The organism is Bradyrhizobium sp. KZN70725 (genome assembly GCF_055264925.1).
On record NZ_JBUYWT010000009.1, the window covers coordinates 62,216 to 78,642 of the forward strand.

Genomic DNA, 16,427 nt, shown 5'->3' on the forward strand with positions numbered 1-16,427 from the left:
GCCCGACACGTTCACCGGAAATTAAGTGGTTGCGGAACACATATCGAACATATAGTGTCCGTTCATGATTTGTTTCGAGTGCTGGTGTCTACATTCGGGAAGCTGCATGGAAGCAGGTGCATCGAGCACATGCTCCTGAGGTCAGGCCCGGCCTGCAGGCCCCACCAGAAGAGTCTCGGAATCGAACGACGCTATCAACCGGGGGAATACTCGAGATGCTCACGCGCAAACAGTACGAACTACTGCGTTTCATCAATGAACGTCTGAAAGAGGCCGGCGTACCGCCCTCCTTCGACGAGATGAAGGATGCGCTCGACCTGCGCTCGAAGTCCGGTATCCACCGCCTGATCACTGCGCTGGAGGAGCGCGGCTTCATCCGCCGTCTGCCGAACCGCGCCCGCGCCATCGAGGTCATCAAGCTGCCCGAACTCTCGGCCGGCGGCGGCAACGGTCGCCGCGGCTTCACGCCCAGCGTCATCGAAGGCACCCTCGGCCGGCGCGCCAGCACGCCGCCGATTGCCGAGGACGACGGCAACCGTCCGGTCGCGGTCCCCGTGATGGGCCGGATCGCCGCCGGTACGCCGATCGAGGCGCTGCAGACCCGCAGCCACACCATCAGCGTGCCGCCCGACATGCTCGGCGCCGGCGAGCACTACGCGCTCGAGGTACGCGGCGACTCGATGGTCGATGCCGGCATCCTCGACGGCGACATGGCGCTGATCCAGCGCAACGACGTCGCCAATACCGGCGACATCGTGGTGGCGCTGATCGACGAGGAGGAAGCGACCCTGAAGCGCTTCCGCCGCCGCGGCGCATCGATCGCGCTCGAGCCGGCCAACACCGCCTATGAAGTGCGCATCCTGCCGCCGAACCGGGTCCGCATCCAGGGCAAGCTGATCGGCCTTTATCGCAAATACTGAATTGCAAATACTTGCGGCGGCCGGGAACGAGCAACACGTCGGATCGTTCCTTGCATGATAGTGTAGCGTACGGCCTGCCCGATGCGCTCCGATACCTCTCGCGCAGCGTCGCGTGTTTGTGATCGGAGCGATCTCGGACCAGTCGTACAATCGCCCAGAAACGAGCAGACGCTCGTTCGCTATCGTCCACTCTGGTAGAGGCCCTAATGCCTCAAGGAGAGGCACGGGTCGCTACCTCGAAATGAGGAGCCATCCGATGTGTGACTATAGTCTGCACGCCGTGGCATCGCGCCCCGCCATTGTCGGAGAGACGCTGATCACGACGACGTTCCGCGGCACGTCGACCCGCGGCTTTGCTTCGGAGAATGACCCCACTGTCGCGGTCTGCATGCTGCCGGGCACCGAGCTCGCTTTCGCCGAGAACGTTCGCTACGACAGCCGCTGGATCTGGACCAAGACGCTGAACTATCGCGTCGGCGTATTCAACGAAGTCGAGCCCGACGTGCCCGATCGGCATCATGATGCGGTCGAATTCCCCGACGGCAGCCATGTGCTGGTGACCCAGCTGGTCGAGGGACAGCGCGTCAGCGTGCTGCAATTGCCGGCGCTGCATCCGCCGGTCGAGCAGAAGCCGAAGGTTGTGGAGCGGCGGCCTTCCGCATTCGCAACGCTGTTTTTGGGTTGAGCGCATCGTCGCCGTGGAATGAGCTGTTCGGCGGCGGATGACCTAAGCAATTTCGGGCGACCCCGGACTCCCGCTTCCGGGGCGCAGAAGGAGATTTGCGTCGGCCGGCACCTTGGCGCATCATCGGGTACCGAGGACGTGCGCGGTGGTCGATAAGGTCACATGGCAAAAGGCTGGACGCGTCACGGAACCGGGCCGCTACATGTTCCGGTTCGGTTGGCTGACGGTAACGGCCGACGACCTGAAAGTCTGGGAGCAATTTCCCGAGGCTTCCTTCACTCTCGTCAAGAAGCCCGACGCCGGCCCCGACTCCGACGAATACCATCTCGGCCTGTTCGAGCTGCCGAGCGCGCCCTTGCCGGACCACGGCTAATCATCGCCCTGCAGATCGGTCTCGGCCGGCGTCGCATCCACCGCAGGCCGCGGCGCGGGGGCGCGTAGCGTCGTCTCGCTCTCGCCGTCGCCGGGAACCGCCGGCGACCACGGCCGGTCGATCCCGCCGGGCTTGACCGCATCGACGACGTAGCCGTCCCTGCTCCGTCGCAGCACCAGCGCGCCGTGGCGGCGCAGCCGCTCGGCATCGATCACCGATGCCGCGCAGCCCTGCGGCGCCGGCCGCGCCGTCACGATCAGGCCTGCGCGCTCGCAGTCGTCCACTAGGGCCTCCGGCCGGGTCGCCAGCGCGACGAAGGCGCCGCCGGGTCCCTGGGTCACGCAGCCGCTGGCATCGCAGGAGACGCCCTCGCCGAGCGACGCATCGGTGGCGGTGCGCGCGTCGGCGTCCGCCGCCAGCCACTCCTTGACCAAAAATGCATCCTTGGCGCTGTGCATTAGATGCAGCCGTCCATCACCGCCACGCACCGCGACATTGCGGCCGTCGCCCGAGATCAGCACGTCCGGCTGCGGCACCCTGAGCGCCCAGACCGAGGCCACCAGCAGCAGCACCGCACCTGACCAGCGCAGCGGCGTGCGCAGCAGCCCGAGCAGGATGATGCCGGCGCTCGCTGCGATCAGCGGCCCGATGCCGAACGCCGCCATGCGGCCGACCGCGCCCGGGAGTGCGGCGCCCCATTGCGTCACCAGGATCATCCAGTCGATGCCAAGACCCATGATCGCCCAGAACACGCCGTCGAAGCCGAACGGCATGGCGACGAGCCCCAGCAGGCCGGCCGGCATCACGACCGCCGAGACCACCGGCATCGCCGCGAGGTTGGCGAGCAGCCCGTAGGGCGTCACGCGGTGGAAATGGAATGCGGCATAGGGCGTCGTCCCCAGCCCCGCCACCAGCGAGGCCAGCATCAGCATCGTGAGCTCGCGCCCGCCCCACAGCGCGACGCGCGCGGTCGCCGAATGGTCGGGCGACGCCAGCAGGTTCGGCAGCCCGATCTGCACCAGCGCCACCAGCCCGAGCGTCGCGGCGAACGACATCTGGAAACTGGAATGCACCAGCGCCTCCGGCGCGATCGCGAGCACGATCAGCGCTGCCACCGCCAGCGTGCGAAAGGTGATGGCCCGGCGGTCGACGATCACGGCGAGCAGCACCACGGCGGTCATGAAGAATGACCGCTGGGTCGCGACCTCCGCGCCCGACAGCAGAAGATAGAATGCGGCGGCGACCAGCGCGGCCGCCGCCGCCCATTTCTTGATCGGATGCGCCGCCGTCAGCGCCGGAAACAGCGCGAGCAGCGCGCGCACCGCGAAAAACACGACGCCGGCGACCACGGCCATGTGGTAGCCGGAGATCGACAGCACGTGGCCGAGTCCCGAGATGAACATCGCATCGTTGACCGGCGACGAGATCGCATCGCGCCGGCCGGTGAGCAAGGCGGTCGCGATCGCGCGCTGGTCGCCGTCGAGCGTGGTGCGAATCCGCGCGTCGATGGTGTCGCGCAGGCCCTGCATGAAGGCGGCGTAGCGCAGCGCAAAGCCGCCGGTCGCAGGCGGCTCCCTGGTCTTGACGGCGCCCATCACGAAGCCGGAGGCGCCGATGCCCTGGAAATACAGGTCGCGGCCGAAATCATAGGAGCCCGGGCGCTGTGGCCCGAGCGGCGGCATCAGCCGTGCCTTCAATTCAACGAAGCTGCCGACATCGGGCGCGGTGCCCTTCTTCACCGAGAGCCGGACCCGATCGAGCTTCGTCATGTCGCGCGGGCTCTCCATCGAAACCACACGCAGCACGAAACGATCGGTCTTCTCGCGGATGTCGCGCGTCTCGACGAAGCCGGTCAGCGCCACCGAGAACATCGGCCGCGCCAGCACCGTGTGAGCGACGCGCGCCGTCTTCCAGGTCGCCGTCGCAAAGCCCGCGGCGACCGCGGCCAGCATCACGATGACGGGAAACACGCTGCGCCGCCGCAGCAGCAGCGCCAGCAGGCAGAGCAGGATTGCGGCGGTGGCCGCGACCGACAGCACCGGCTCGTGCTCGGCCGCGAAATAGAACGCGATGCCGGTGCCGAACGCCACCGGCACCCAGGGCAACAGGCGGCCCGCCCCCGCCTCCGCGCGCGCCCATTGCCGCAATGTCTCGACGAGAGGCTTCCAGATCCCGGCGCGCGCCCGGGAGAAAGCCGCCGACCGGCGCAGCCGTGCGCGGCGGCCACGTCCCCGCGTAGCCGCGTTTGCCGCCCGGCGTCGTGCCCTGCTCCGCCATTCCGCCTGCGATCCCTGCCGGGCGGCAGGCTAGCGGATGGCCCCGTCGCCCAGCGGAACGGATGCAGAATACGGACCGGGAACGCCCGGGGTACCTGGATCGTCCTGCGCCTTGCCTAGCTCGCGCCGCGCCACAGCTGCCGCCTGCGTCAAATCGATCGAGCCGAAAGTCTCACTAAGATACCGATCACATTAGGAATAGACTGTCCTGATGCCTCCACTCCCAAATAGACAGGGATGAGGCAGTGACGGCTCGCGGCACTTGAAGGCCGCTGGAGCTCCTCTCAGGTGGCCACAACTCCCCTGAGATCAGGCGTTGCGGACGAACGCGCAAATCTCGCCTGTAACGCCGTGCACCACGCGCACTCCGCGAGCGGATAGATCGCTGAAAAACGCGAGGAGTAGCGTTTGCTTTTGAGAGGAGCAGCACATGGCAATTCAAGTACCAAGCGATTTTCGCCGCGTGATTGTCGCTGCGTCAGTGGGAAACATCATTGAATGGTACGACTTTTATATTTTTGGCAGCCTGGCCGCCGTTCTGTCGGTCAAGTTCTTTGAGCAATCCCACCCCGTCGCAGCCCTGCTGAGCACGATCGCGCTGTTCACTGCGGGATTCCTGATCCGCCCGCTGGGGGCCTTCCTGTTCGGATGGATGGGCGATCGGGTCGGCCGCAAATATACATTCCTCATTACGCTGAGCGGAATGGGCCTGGGAACGGGAGCGATCGGACTGATCCCAACTTATCAGTCGATCGGCCTGACGGCCGCATTCGTTCTGTTCGGCTTGCGGATGATCCAGGGTCTCTGCCTGGGCGGCGAATATGGCGGCGCCATCACCTACGTCGCCGAGCATGTTCCGGACGACAGCCGCGGCTACTACACGGGCTGGCTACAAACCTCGCCGACGCTCGGGATCGTGGTGTCGCTGGCGGTGATCGTTCTGACCCGAACCTGGGCCGGCAATCAGGCCTTTGACGAATGGGCGTGGCGCGTACCGTTCCTGGTCTCGTTCGTGCTGGTGGCCATCGCCATCTACATCCGCCTGCAACTCCAGGAGACGCCGATTTTCCAGGAGATCAAGGCACAGGGACAGATGACCAGGAATCCCTGGCGGGAAGCCTTCCTCAGCGCCAACATCAAGTACATCCTGATCGCTATCGTCGTCCTGATTGGACAGGGCGTGGTCTGGTACAGTGGTCAATTCTGGGCACTGTACTTCCTGCAGCAGGTCTCCAAGGTCGATGCGGTTACCTCGGCCTACATCGTGGGAGCCGCATTGTTGATCGCAACGCCGAGCCTGATCTTCTTTGGTTGGCTGTCGGATCAGATCGGCCGCAAGTCCGTGATCCTCGGAGGAATGCTGCTTGCCGCGATCACCTACTATCCGCTGTATCTGTGGCTCGGCATGGTCACGCAACCGGGACACATCAACTATCCGGTCGCCGTCTTCATCATCTTCATCCTCGTCTGCTACGTCGGGATGGTGTACGGGCCGGTCGGCGCGTTCCTGGCGGAGTTTTTCCCGGCCAGGATCAGGTACACCTCGGTCTCGGTGCCGTATCATATCGGCAATGGTTGGGGCGGCGGATTGGTGCCGTTCATCACATCAGCCGCCTTCGCGGCGACCGGCAGCATCGGCTATGCGCTGATCTACCCGATTGTCGTTCCCGCGGTGTGCTTCGTGATCGCCGTTTTCATCATGCCCGAAACACGCAAGACCAGAATTTGGGAGCAGATCGAGGCGAAAGCCGCATCGTGACGGAGTCGCCTTGCTGACGGGCGACTACAGCTCCGTTCCGACGGGATCGGAACGGGACTCTCGAAGCTTGTCTCGACGCGTTTTCCTTACGCGAGCCGCTATCCACGTCGCTCGAAAGCGCTCTCACCCTGCAGCAGGCGCCATGGCCGCCGTCCAGCGAGTGCGGGACGACGCTTCTGAATCGTCCCACACCCGCCGTCTCTGGCGAGATGTCTCTGCAGAACCTGCATCCGCGTTACGTCGGAGCGGCATGGAGGGGATCCCGCGCCACGCAAATCCCCGCTCCGGCCGCCTTTGGTTGGCGGTCAGGCCAGCGTCTCAGTCAGCTTCCTCTCAGCCAGCTCGGTGATGCCAGCGATCGTGCCACCAGGTGGCGAAATCACGATCCATCGTCAGCTCCCAGCACGCGAGCACGATCACCACGACCCCGGCGAGCACGCTGCTCGTCGTGACCGATCCCTGCTGGTAGCCGAACGTCCAGGGTGCCACCACCAGAGCCAACCCCATCAGCATCTCGCCCCATTCCTCCAGATAGGACGGAATGATGAATGCCTCCAGGGCGAACAGCACGACGCCCAATCCGAGCGCGATGGATATCCAGAGAGCTGCCCCGGAAAAGCCCAGTGCAAACGGCGATGCGACCAGCCAGGCGCCTACCAACAGGCTGGCAGCATCCTGCCAGTGTTGAATGCGCATGATCCTCACCTCCTTCTTCCGAAGACATGGTGCGGCGCGGACAAAAAAGCATCTGTCCGACCTGCGATGTGTTGCCGCTGCTGATCCGCGAGCCGACGACCTTGCTGCCGTCCGGGCGCCCGGAAGCCGCGTTCCGCAGCCTACGACCTTGGTCCCTCCTCGCAATGCAGCGCGATCCGGATAGCCTGCGAGTTGGGTGCAGCCGCGAGGCGCCCGGCCCCGCGCACTCTCCCTGACTACGAGGGCCCGCCGGCCCTCGACTTTTTCGTCAGCTCCAGCGCTGAGCCTAGATCAGCGGCGTCTGCGACGAGACGTGGTGGCAGACGATCTTCCAGTCGCCGTCCTCGCGCGCGATCACCCAGGTGATCTTGACGGCGAGCGAGGGCGCATCGCCGTCGAGGACGAATGACGCGATGCCCGCCATGTTGACGAGATCGGCGTTGACCCGTTCTGCCCTGACATCGCTGAACTGAACACGCGGCGCGTGCCAGCGCGGCAGACCGTCAAAGTAGGCTTTGACGCCGTCGCGGCCGCGATACAGCGTCGGGTTCGAGCCGAAGAAGAACGCGCTCTTCGAATAGAGCGCGCTTAACGCATTCGCATCGAGCCTGCTGAAACCCGCCGACCATCTGGCGATGATGGCGGAGGCAATCTCGTCGGATTCATCAGGCATCGATCCCCCCGTCCGCTTGTCCGCTCGGGACGCGCTTCCTCTCGGCTAGCCCTTGCCGCCGACTTCCTTGGCGAAGGTGTCGCGCAGGCCGATGGTGCGGTTGAACACCAGCCGGTCCGGCGTCGAATCCGCGTCGCGCACGAAATAGCCCTGCCGCTCGAACTGCACCGGATCGGGCGAATTGCTCTCGGCGATCGCCGGCTCGACGCGCGCATCCTTCAGCACTTCGAGCGACTGCGGATTGAGGTCGGCGGCGAAATCGGCCGCGTTCGGGCTCGGATTGGCGAACAGCTGGTTGTAGATACGGATCTCCGCAGGCTTCGACTGCGCCGCCGGCAACCAGTGCATCGTCGCCTTGACCTTGCGGCCGTCGGGCGCATTGCCGCCCTTGGTTAGGGGATCGTAGGTCGCGCGGAGTTCGACGATCTCGCCGGCGTCGTTCTTCACCACGCCGGTGCACTTGATGAAGTAGGCATAGCGCAGCCGCACCTCGTTGCCGGGCGAGAGGCGGTAGAACTTCTTCGGCGGATTCTCCATGAAGTCGTCGCGCTCGATATAGAGCTCGCGGCCGAACGCGATCTTGCGGGTGCCGGCTTCCGGATTGTCGGGATGGTTGATCGCCTCGATCTCCTCGACCTGCCCTTCCGGATAATTCTCGATCACCACCTTGAGCGGCCGCAGCACCGCCATCCGGCGCAGCGCCGTGCGGTTCAGCTCCTCGCGGATGCAGAATTCGAGCATCCCGACATCGACCACGCTGTTGGCCTTGGCGACGCCGATGCGCTTGATGAATTCGCGCACCGCGGCCGGCGGCACGCCGCGCCGCTTCAAGCCGGCAATGGTCGGCATGCGCGGATCGTCCCAGCCCGAGACGTGGCCGTCACGGACGAGCTGGGTCAGCACGCGCTTGGACAGCAGCGTATAGGTCAGGTTGAGCCGTGCCATTTCGTACTGGCGCGGCTTCGAAGGCACCGGCAGCTTGTCGAGCAGCCACTCATAGAGCGGGCGGTGATCCTCGAACTCCAGCGTACAGATCGAATGGGTGATGCCCTCGATCGCGTCCGACTGGCCGTGCGCGTAGTCGTAGCTCGGATAGATCGACCATTTGTCGCCGGTACGCGGATGATGGGCGTGCAGAATGCGGTAGAGCACCGGATCGCGCAGGTTGATGTTGCCGGCGGCCATGTCGATCTTGGCGCGCAGCACGCGGGCGCCGTTCGAGAACTCACCGGCCTTCATGCGGCGGAACAGATCGAGGTTCTCCTCGACCGAGCGGTCGCGGAACGGCGAGTTCTTGCCGGGCTCGGTCAGCGTGCCGCGAGACAGCCGGATTTCCTCCTGGGACTGATCGTCGACATAGGCATAGCCGGCCTTGATCAGACCCTCGGCCCAATCGTACAGGCGCTCGAAATAGTCCGACGCATAGAACAGGTTGGCTCCCCAGTCATAGCCGAGCCAATGGACGTCGGCCTGGATGGAGTCGATGTACTCCTGCTCCTCCTTGGTCGGATTGGTGTCGTCGAAGCGCAAATTGCACTGGCCGCCGAACTCCTGCGCGATGCCGAAATTCAGGGCGATCGACTTGGCGTGGCCGATATGCAGGTAGCCGTTCGGCTCCGGCGGGAAACGGGTCACGATCCGGTTGTGCTTGTGGGAGGAGAGATCGGCCTGGACGATGTCGCGGATGAAGTCGCGCCCTGCCTCTGCCGTCGTGTCAGTCGTCATCAAAGGGTTCCCTGGAGGAGTCAGCTCAACCTTCTGCCAAATTCGTGCCGTCCGGCCAAGTCTGGTTTCAAGCCTGGTTTCAAGTCTGGTTTGAGGCCTGGTTTGGTGGGCAAAAGGTCAGCCGGGGGTTTAGTTATGTCCGGTTCCTGATATACACCACCGCCGTCTCAGCATACGTCTCGCTCGATCATGACCAAACCCGTCGTTACCCGCTTCGCCCCCTCTCCGACCGGCTTCCTCCATATCGGAGGTGCCCGCACCGCGCTGTTCAACTGGCTCTATGCCAGGAAGCTCGGCGGCAAGATGCTGCTCCGGATCGAGGACACCGACCGCGAACGCTCGACCAAGGAGGCGATCGACGCCATCCTGGACGGCCTGAAGTGGCTCGAGCTCGATTGGGACGGCGAGGTCATCTACCAGTTCAGCCGCGCTGCCCGCCATCGCGAGGTCGCCGAGAGCCTGCTCGCCGCCGGGCGCGCCTATTACTGCTATGCCTCGCCGGAAGAGCTCACCGCGATGCGCGAGAAGGCGCGCGCCGAGGGCCGCACCCGCCTCTATGACGGCATGTGGCGCGACCGCGATCCGGCCACCGCGCCCGACGGCATCAAGCCGACCATCCGCCTCAAGGCGCCGCAGACCGGCGAAACCGTGATCGAGGACCAGGTGCAGGGCCGCGTGGTCTGGCAGAACGAGAACCTCGACGACCTCGTCCTGCTGCGCGGCGACGGCACCCCGACCTACATGCTCGCGGTCGTGGTCGACGACCACGATATGGGCGTCACTCACATCATCCGTGGCGACGACCACCTGATCAACGCCGCGCGTCAGAAGCAGATCTACGACGCGCTGGAGTGGGAACTGCCGAGCATGTCCCACATTCCGCTGATCCACGGTCCCGACGGCTCGAAACTGTCGAAGCGCCATGGCGCGCTCGGCGTCGACGCCTACCGCGCGCTCGGCTACCTGCCGGCCGCCTTGCGCAACTACCTGGTCCGGCTCGGCTGGAGCCATGGCGATCAGGAGATCTTCTCGACCCAGGAGATGATCGACGCGTTCGACCTCTCGGGCATCGGCCGCTCTGCGGCGCGGTTTGATTTCGCCAAGCTGGAGAACCTCAACGGCCACTATATCCGGCAGAGCGACGATCAATCCCTCGTGACCCAGTTCGAGAGCGTGCTGGATTATGTTCCCGAGGGTGCCGCGCTGAAGGCCAAGCTCAACGACACCACCCGCGCGCAATTGCTGCGGGCGATGCCGAGCCTGAAGGAGCGCGCCAAGACGCTGATCGAGCTGATCGCCGGCGCCTATTTCATCTTCGCCGATCGTCCGCTCGCGCTCGATCCGAAAGCTGTGGCGCTGCTGACGCCGGAAACGCGCGCGTTGATCGGCCGCCTGCGCACCGCGCTGGAAGCCGTCAACGACTGGACGGCGGAAACCACCGAGACCGCGATGCGGAATTTCGCCGAGCAGAACAACCTGAAACTCGGCGCCGTCGCCCAGCCGCTGCGGGTAGCACTGACGGGACGCACGACGTCGCCGGGCATATTCGACGTGCTGGCCGTGCTGGGACGCCAGGAGTGCCTTGCCCGCCTCGCCGATCAGGCGGCGTGATCCTGCATGGACCCCCTCCAGGGTCCATCTTGCAGCGCACATGGCAATGAGCTACCCAATCCCGGACGCTTTCTCCACAAGCCGTTCCGCCCCGCCATGGGCCGCAATTTAGCGACTGGGCAAGGTCGGTTTTCGCAACGAATTCATCGGGGATATCACGATGGACGCAAAATCCAGCAAGACAGCCACACTCACCATCGGCAACAAGAACTACGATTTCCCGATCCTGAGCGGCACGGTTGGGCCTGATGTCATCGACATCGCCAAGCTCTACGGCCAGGCCGGGGTGTTCACCTACGACCCCGGCTTCACCTCGACCGGCAGCTGCCAGTCGAAGATCACCTACATCGACGGCGACGCCGGCGTGCTCGAGTACCGTGGCTATCCGATCGAGCAGCTCGCCGAGCACGGCGACTTCCTCGAGACCTGCTACCTGCTGCTGTACGGGGATCTTCCGACCCCGGCGCAGAAGAAGGACTTCGACCATCGCGTGATCCATCACACGATGGTGCATGAGCAGATGGCGCGGTTCTTCCAGGGCTTCCGCCGCGACGCTCATCCGATGGCGATCATGGTCGCCGCCGTCGGCGCGCTCGCCGCGTTCTATCACGACTCCACCGACATCAACGATCCGCGTCAGCGCATGATCGCCTCGATGCGGATGATCGCGAAGGTGCCGACGCTGGCGGCGATGGCCTACAAGTACACGGTCGGCCAGCCCTTCGTGTATCCGAAGAACTCGCTCTCGTTTGCCGAGAACTTCCTCAACATGTGCTTCGCGGTCCCCTGCGAGGACTACAAGATCAACCCGGTGCTCGCCGACGCGCTCGACAAGATCTTCATCCTGCACGCCGACCACGAGCAGAACGCCTCGACCTCGACGGTACGTATCGCCGGCTCGTCGGGCGCCAACCCGTTCGCCTGCATCGCGGCAGGCATCGCCTGCCTGTGGGGCCCGGCGCATGGCGGCGCCAACGAGGCCGCGCTCAACATGCTCTACGGCATCGGCAAGGTCGAAAACATTCCGGACTTCATCGCCAAGGTGAAGGACAAGAACAGCGAAGTTCGCCTGATGGGCTTCGGCCACCGCGTCTACAAGAACTACGATCCGCGCGCCAAGATCATGCAGAAGATGTGTCACGCGGTGCTGAAGGAGACCGGCCACGGCGACGATCCGATGCTCAAGGTCGCGATGGAGCTCGAGAAGATCGCGCTCAGCGATCCCTACTTCATCGATCGCAAGCTCTATCCGAACGTCGACTTCTATTCGGGCATCACGCTGAAGGCGATGGGCTTCCCGGTCTCGATGTTCACCGTGCTGTTCGCGGTCGCCCGCACCGTCGGCTGGATCAGCCAGTGGAGCGAGATGATCGAGGATCCGCAGCAGAAGATCGGCCGTCCGCGCCAGCTCTACACCGGCGTCGCACGCCGCGACTATGTGCAGATCGACAAGCGCAAGTAAGCTGCATCGCTGAAGAGAATCCGGGACGGCGCCATCATTCCTGATGGCGCCGTTTTCGTTTGCCCCGCGCAACTTCGGTCGCGATCGCGTCAAGGCGCGGCAGCCAGAACGCCCTGAACCGGTCGAGCCAGTCGTCGACCTCGCGCAGCCGCGCCGGCTCGACCGCATAGATGCGGCGCGTGCCCTCGGCACGCACCGACGCGAAACCGGCGTCCCGCAAGATCCGCAGCTGCTGCGACACCGCCGACTGGGTGATGCCGAACTCGCGCTGCACGACCGCAACGACGTCGCCCGAACTGTGCTCGCCGGTCGCAAGCAGTTCCAGGATGCGCCGGCGGACGGGATCGCCGAGGATGTCGAAGGCGTGCAAGGTCGCTAAAGCGCGATGAGACTGCATCGTCATCCCGCTTTAGCTCTTCGTTTGAGCATGATCTCCGCGCAAACGCTTCGCGTTTGTCGCGAGGGAAAACCGCTTCACACTTTTCCGGATCATGCTCTAGCCTCCGCTCCCCGGCTCCGGCTCGCCGCAATAGGCCGCCGTGGTGTTTGCGGCCGATCTGCGCGCCGCAGCCTCCTCGGTGCCCGCCGCGATCGAGGCCCTGCACCAGTCCTCGCTGGCGCGGCGGATGAATTCCTTGCCGTCGCCGGTGGCTGGCCAGGCGGACGCGGCGGCGCGGTCGAATTCCTCGCCGGGCGGCATGGCCAGATAGAGCGCGAGCCCTAGCAGCGCGAGATCCCAGCCGACGCCGACCGCACCGGCCCCGTAGCGGTCCCAGAAGTCGCCCTCGATCACCGAGAGGTGTTCCAATTCCAGGCGCGTGGCGTCCGGGCCATTCTCGGCCAGCGTGACGCTAACCCAGCTGACCGTGCCCATGGACTCCCACGTGACGGCAAGCCGGCGCGGTGGCTCACACGTCGTGATCTCGCCGCCCGCATGGCCCTGGAACTGATAGCGGCCGCCAAGCCTCAGGTCGCCCGAGATCGGCAGGAACCAGCGCGGAATGCGTTCGGGGTTGGTCAGCACATCCCAGAGATCGGCAATGTCGGTGTCGTAGCTGCGGGTCGCGATCACCGCCCGGGCCGGCTTGCCGTCGCGTTCCCGGAAGGCGACTTCGCGAATGACGGCTCCGAGATAGGCGACCGGGTCGATCTTCATGGCATGCTCCGTCCTAATATTAGCTATTGCTAATATTAGGACGGTCTAAATATTCAGCGCAAGCGAGATCGTTGCGGCGGGATGTCGCCACTGAACTGAACGAGGACACGATCGATTGGCTAGGCCGAACGGCGGCCCATTTCCGCCAGCACGATGTCGGCGGCGCGGACGCTCGGCGGCTGGTCGCCGGTCGACATCTTCCCGTCCATCGTCGCGAACCCCACGAGCTGCCGCAGACGATCGGGCGAATCCGCAAGCACGTCGCCCAGCGCCGCCGCGAGCTCGTCCGGCGTGCAGTCCTCCTGCAGGAACTCGGGAATGATATCGCTGCCGATCACGAGATTGGCGAGGATCACCGAGGACACCCGGATCGCGCGGCGCAGGATGAACGCCTCGGCGGCGCCGACGCGATAGGCCGTCACCATGGGAATCCCTGACAGCGCGAGCTCCAGCGTCACCGTGCCCGACTTCGCGAGCGCAGCGCGGGCGACACGGAACGCGGCGCGCTTCTCGGTCTCGCCGATCGCGAGCCGCGGCACCACCGGCCACGACGCGACGCCCTCGCGCACCATCGCCTCGAGATGCGGCATGGTGGGAAGCACGAGCTCGAACGGCGTTTGCTTGTTGAGCTGGCCGAGCGCGGTGCCGAACAGCGCCAGATGATGCCTGATCTCGCTGCGCCGGCTTCCGGGCAATACCAGCAGCACCGGAGGCTGCGCATCGCGCCGCTTCTGCTCGTCCTCGTTCGGGCGCAGCGTGGCGAGCTGCTCGGTCAGGGGGTGGCCGACATAGCTGCACGGCGGTCCCTGCAGCTTGCGATATTCCTCCGGCTCGAACGGCAGCAGCGCGAGCACGTGGTCGACATAGCCCCGCATCGCGCGCGCCCTGCCCGGCCGCCAGGCCCAGACCGACGGGGATACGTAATCGACGATCGGAATGTTCCGGTTGCGGGCGCGGACGCGACGGGCGACGCGGTGGGTGAAATCGGGGCTGTCGATGATGACGAGCATGTCAGGCGCGTCGGCGAGCACGGCATCGGCGGTGCGCCGGATCAATCGCAGGATTTTCGGCAACTGCTTCACGACGGCGGCAAAGCCCATGATCGAGAGCTCTTCGATCGGAAACAGCGGGGCGATTCCCTGAGCAGTCATCGCCCGACCGCCGACGCCGGAAAACTGCACGGCATCGCCGAGCCGCTGGCGCAGCACCTGCATCAGCGCCGCGCCGAGGCGGTCGCCGGATTCCTCGGTCGCGATGAGGAAGATCTTGCGAGCGGTGCTGGGGCTGCGCAGCTGCATCAGCCCGCCAGCCCGATGACAAACAGCCCCCTGGCGTCGGCGGCCTCGACCAGGGCCTGCGGCTCGGCGGCCAGCGTATTGCCGGCGATCACGGCGATGCCGGCGATACCGGCTGCTGCCGCGCCCTCGACCGTCCGCGGGCCGATGGTCGGCAGATCGAAGCGCAGATCCTGCCGGCTCTTCGGAGCCTTCACCAGCACGCCGCGGCCGGCCTTGGCGCGAACGCGACCCTCGGCGCGCAGCCGCGCGACGCGCGCGAGCAGCCCGTCGGTACCCTCGATATCCTCGACCGCTACCACATGACCGTCGATCACCACGGCCGCCTGACCGATGTCGAACGGGCCGAGCGCGTCAAGCACGCCGCGTCCGCGCGCGATGTCGGCGAGCGCCGTGCTGTCGGGCGCCGCGCGCGTCACGGCGCCCTCCGGCATCAACAGATCGGGCGCGACATCCTTGATCCCGACCATGCGGAAGCCCTGCTGCTCGAGGATGCGGCCAACACTCGACAGCAAATGATCGTCTCCGCCGCGAAATGCGCGCACGACGTGGCCGAGCAGGCGCAGCGTGCCCCAGTCGAGCCGAATTTCCGACAGCGCGGGCCGCACCAAGGTGCCGATGAAGATCAGATCGCGGCAGCCTTCGTCGCGGAACAGCCGGGTCGCCCGCCCGAGCTGGCCGACCGAGATCCAGCGGTGACGGAACCGCTGCGCGCGCGCCGGATCGCAGGCGCCGCGCAGCGCGAACAGCACCGGCGTGATGCCGCGCGCAACCAGGGAGTCGGCGACCGCGAACGGCATGGCGCCGCCGCCGGCGATGACGCCGACCGGCGAGGAAAGCGAGGGAGCCGCTGACGTCATGCTGGCGGCCATCCCCTGCTCAATTGGTATCGGCGGGAAGGCAGAGCGGGCGCAGCTTGCCGCCCTCGATGAAGGCCAGGATTTCCGCAATCGCCGGATCCTCGCCCGCCAGCGGCTGCACCGAGGCGAGCCGCTCGGCGAAGATGCCGGGGCCGTGGAACAGCTTTTGATAGAACGCGCGCACCGTCGCCAGCCGCGCCTTGGTGAACTGGCGGCGCCGCATGCCGATGATGTTGAGTCCTTCGAGAACCGCGTACTGACCGTTGGCGAGGCCGAACGGGATGATGTCGCCGCGCACGCCGCAGACGCCGCCGATCATCACCTGCGAGCCGACGCGGGTGAACTGGTGCACAGCCGACAGGCCGCCGATATAGACGAAGTCGCCGATCTCGCAGTGGCCGCCGAGCGTCGCCGACGTCGCGAAGATCACGCCATTGCCGACCATGCAGTCATGGCCGACATGGCTGTTGTTCATGAAGAAGCCGCGATCGCCGACGCGCGTGAGCCCGCCGCCCTTGACCGTGCCGACATTCATCGTCACGCCCTCGCGGATCGTGCAGGCTTCGCCGACTTCGAGGCGGGTCGGCTCGCCGCGATAGCTGAGATCCTGCGGCGGCCCGCCGAGCGCGGCGAACGGCGAGATGATGCAGCCGGCGCCGATCCTGGTATGCCCGCTGATCGTGACATGCGCGATCAGCTTGCAGTTCTCACCGAGCACGACGTTGGGGCCGACGATGCAGTACGGACCGATCTCGGTGCCGGCCCCGATCACAGCGCCATCGGCAATCCGCGCAGTCGGGTCGATCATGCTCATGAAATTTCGGTCCGGAATTCGTTAATGGCGCCAAGATGCTATCGAGGCGCCAGCCTATCGATTTGGGCGGTCGTTAGCGCGACTTTGCCCGCCCTGTCCAGTGACGTATCATGACCGCCTGT

14 protein-coding genes and 1 pseudogene are annotated in these 16,427 nt (G+C 65.5%); 6 read left to right on the forward strand and 9 right to left on the reverse strand.

Annotated elements, in window-relative coordinates:
* Window positions 1-215: 215 nt before the first annotated feature.
* From lexA to ACZBJS_RS11110, 3 genes are all read left to right on the forward strand, one after another.
* The gene (gene lexA / locus ACZBJS_RS11100) at window positions 216-920 is read left to right on the forward strand and encodes a transcriptional repressor LexA (protein ID WP_016841600.1); all 705 of its coding nucleotides are present in this window, start codon (window positions 216-218) and stop codon (window positions 918-920) included.
* A 256-nt stretch (window positions 921-1,176) separates the two neighbouring features.
* A complete protein-coding gene (locus tag ACZBJS_RS11105; RefSeq protein WP_026192810.1) occupies window positions 1,177-1,605 on the forward strand; it encodes a hypothetical protein in 429 nt (142 codons plus the stop codon).
* 145 nt (window positions 1,606-1,750) lie between these two features.
* Complete coding sequence (locus ACZBJS_RS11110; protein ID WP_076825420.1) at window positions 1,751-1,978, forward strand: hypothetical protein; 228 nt, start codon at window positions 1,751-1,753, stop codon at window positions 1,976-1,978.
* Here the strand turns inward: ACZBJS_RS11110 and ACZBJS_RS11115 are convergent.
* A pseudogene (locus ACZBJS_RS11115) lies at window positions 1,975-4,255 on the reverse strand (ComEC/Rec2 family competence protein). The gene ACZBJS_RS11110 and the pseudogene ACZBJS_RS11115 sit on opposite strands and share 4 nt — an antisense overlap.
* A gap of 429 nt (window positions 4,256-4,684) precedes the next feature.
* On the opposite strand from ACZBJS_RS11115, the gene ACZBJS_RS11120 reads away from it, so the two are divergent.
* Window positions 4,685-6,013: an MFS transporter gene (locus ACZBJS_RS11120; protein WP_057016507.1), complete on the forward strand. Its 1,329-nt coding sequence runs from the start codon at window positions 4,685-4,687 to the stop codon at window positions 6,011-6,013.
* A 333-nt stretch (window positions 6,014-6,346) separates the two neighbouring features.
* Here ACZBJS_RS11120 and ACZBJS_RS11125 read toward each other — a convergent pair whose 3' ends face one another.
* The 3 genes from ACZBJS_RS11125 to ACZBJS_RS11135 form a co-directional block, all read right to left on the reverse strand.
* Entirely contained in the window at window positions 6,347-6,709 is a 363-nt protein-coding gene (locus tag ACZBJS_RS11125) for an SPW repeat domain-containing protein (protein ID WP_076825399.1), read from the reverse strand.
* Window positions 6,710-6,995: 286 nt separating this feature from the next.
* Window positions 6,996-7,382, reverse strand: a complete 387-nt coding sequence (locus ACZBJS_RS11130; protein WP_076825397.1) for a YybH family protein — start codon at window positions 7,380-7,382, stop codon at window positions 6,996-6,998.
* A gap of 45 nt (window positions 7,383-7,427) precedes the next feature.
* A complete protein-coding gene (locus tag ACZBJS_RS11135; protein ID WP_076825395.1) occupies window positions 7,428-9,107 on the reverse strand; it encodes a glutamine--tRNA ligase/YqeY domain fusion protein in 1,680 nt (559 codons plus the stop codon).
* A 189-nt stretch (window positions 9,108-9,296) separates the two neighbouring features.
* On the opposite strand from ACZBJS_RS11135, the gene gltX reads away from it, so the two are divergent.
* Together gltX and gltA are read left to right on the forward strand one after the other, a co-directional pair.
* On the forward strand, window positions 9,297-10,718 hold the full coding sequence (gltX, locus tag ACZBJS_RS11140) for a glutamate--tRNA ligase (RefSeq protein WP_028334021.1): 1,422 nt from the start codon (window positions 9,297-9,299) through the stop codon (window positions 10,716-10,718).
* Window positions 10,719-10,878: 160 nt separating this feature from the next.
* The gene (gltA, locus tag ACZBJS_RS11145; RefSeq protein WP_028339667.1) at window positions 10,879-12,180 is read left to right on the forward strand and encodes a citrate synthase; all 1,302 of its coding nucleotides are present in this window, start codon (window positions 10,879-10,881) and stop codon (window positions 12,178-12,180) included.
* Window positions 12,181-12,214: 34 nt separating this feature from the next.
* Here the strand turns inward: gltA and ACZBJS_RS11150 are convergent, their stop codons facing one another.
* The 5 genes from ACZBJS_RS11150 to lpxA all read right to left on the reverse strand — a co-directional run bounded on the left by ACZBJS_RS11150 (window position 12,215) and on the right by lpxA (window position 16,305).
* Window positions 12,215-12,583, reverse strand: a complete 369-nt coding sequence (locus ACZBJS_RS11150) for an ArsR/SmtB family transcription factor (protein ID WP_246786912.1) — start codon at window positions 12,581-12,583, stop codon at window positions 12,215-12,217.
* Window positions 12,584-12,676: 93 nt separating this feature from the next.
* On the reverse strand, window positions 12,677-13,336 hold the full coding sequence (locus tag ACZBJS_RS11155; RefSeq protein WP_076825392.1) for an SRPBCC family protein: 660 nt from the start codon (window positions 13,334-13,336) through the stop codon (window positions 12,677-12,679).
* Window positions 13,337-13,455: 119 nt separating this feature from the next.
* Window positions 13,456-14,634: a lipid-A-disaccharide synthase gene (gene lpxB / locus ACZBJS_RS11160; RefSeq protein ID WP_463438712.1), complete on the reverse strand. Its 1,179-nt coding sequence runs from the start codon at window positions 14,632-14,634 to the stop codon at window positions 13,456-13,458.
* Window positions 14,634-15,491 carry an LpxI family protein gene (locus ACZBJS_RS11165; protein ID WP_076825416.1) on the reverse strand — a complete coding sequence of 286 codons (858 nt, stop codon included), beginning with the start codon at window positions 15,489-15,491 and terminating at the stop codon, window positions 14,634-14,636. Before ACZBJS_RS11165 ends, lpxB begins: the two co-directional genes overlap by 1 nt.
* 19 nt (window positions 15,492-15,510) lie before the next feature.
* Window positions 15,511-16,305 (reverse strand): acyl-ACP--UDP-N-acetylglucosamine O-acyltransferase, encoded by a 795-nt coding sequence (lpxA, locus tag ACZBJS_RS11170; protein WP_028334015.1) that lies wholly within the window; start codon window positions 16,303-16,305, stop codon window positions 15,511-15,513.
* Window positions 16,306-16,427 lie beyond the last annotated feature (122 nt).

Coding starts and splice junctions, on each gene's coding strand:
- gltA (WP_028339667.1), top strand. CDS start 10,879: ATGGACGCAAAATCCAGCAAGACAGCCACACTCACCATCGGCAACAAG.
- lpxB (WP_463438712.1), bottom strand. CDS start 14,634: ATGCAGCTGCGCAGCCCCAGCACCGCTCGCAAGATCTTCCTCATCGCG.
- ACZBJS_RS11130 (WP_076825397.1), bottom strand. CDS start 7,382: ATGCCTGATGAATCCGACGAGATTGCCTCCGCCATCATCGCCAGATGG.
- ACZBJS_RS11150 (WP_246786912.1), bottom strand. CDS start 12,583: ATGACGATGCAGTCTCATCGCGCTTTAGCGACCTTGCACGCCTTCGAC.
- lpxA (WP_028334015.1), bottom strand. CDS start 16,305: ATGAGCATGATCGACCCGACTGCGCGGATTGCCGATGGCGCTGTGATC.
- ACZBJS_RS11125 (WP_076825399.1), bottom strand. CDS start 6,709: ATGCGCATTCAACACTGGCAGGATGCTGCCAGCCTGTTGGTAGGCGCC.
- ACZBJS_RS11135 (WP_076825395.1), bottom strand. CDS start 9,107: ATGACGACTGACACGACGGCAGAGGCAGGGCGCGACTTCATCCGCGAC.
- lexA (WP_016841600.1), top strand. CDS start 216: ATGCTCACGCGCAAACAGTACGAACTACTGCGTTTCATCAATGAACGT.
- ACZBJS_RS11155 (WP_076825392.1), bottom strand. CDS start 13,336: ATGAAGATCGACCCGGTCGCCTATCTCGGAGCCGTCATTCGCGAAGTC.
- ACZBJS_RS11165 (WP_076825416.1), bottom strand. CDS start 15,491: ATGACGTCAGCGGCTCCCTCGCTTTCCTCGCCGGTCGGCGTCATCGCC.
- ACZBJS_RS11105 (WP_026192810.1), top strand. CDS start 1,177: ATGTGTGACTATAGTCTGCACGCCGTGGCATCGCGCCCCGCCATTGTC.
- ACZBJS_RS11120 (WP_057016507.1), top strand. CDS start 4,685: ATGGCAATTCAAGTACCAAGCGATTTTCGCCGCGTGATTGTCGCTGCG.
- gltX (WP_028334021.1), top strand. CDS start 9,297: ATGACCAAACCCGTCGTTACCCGCTTCGCCCCCTCTCCGACCGGCTTC.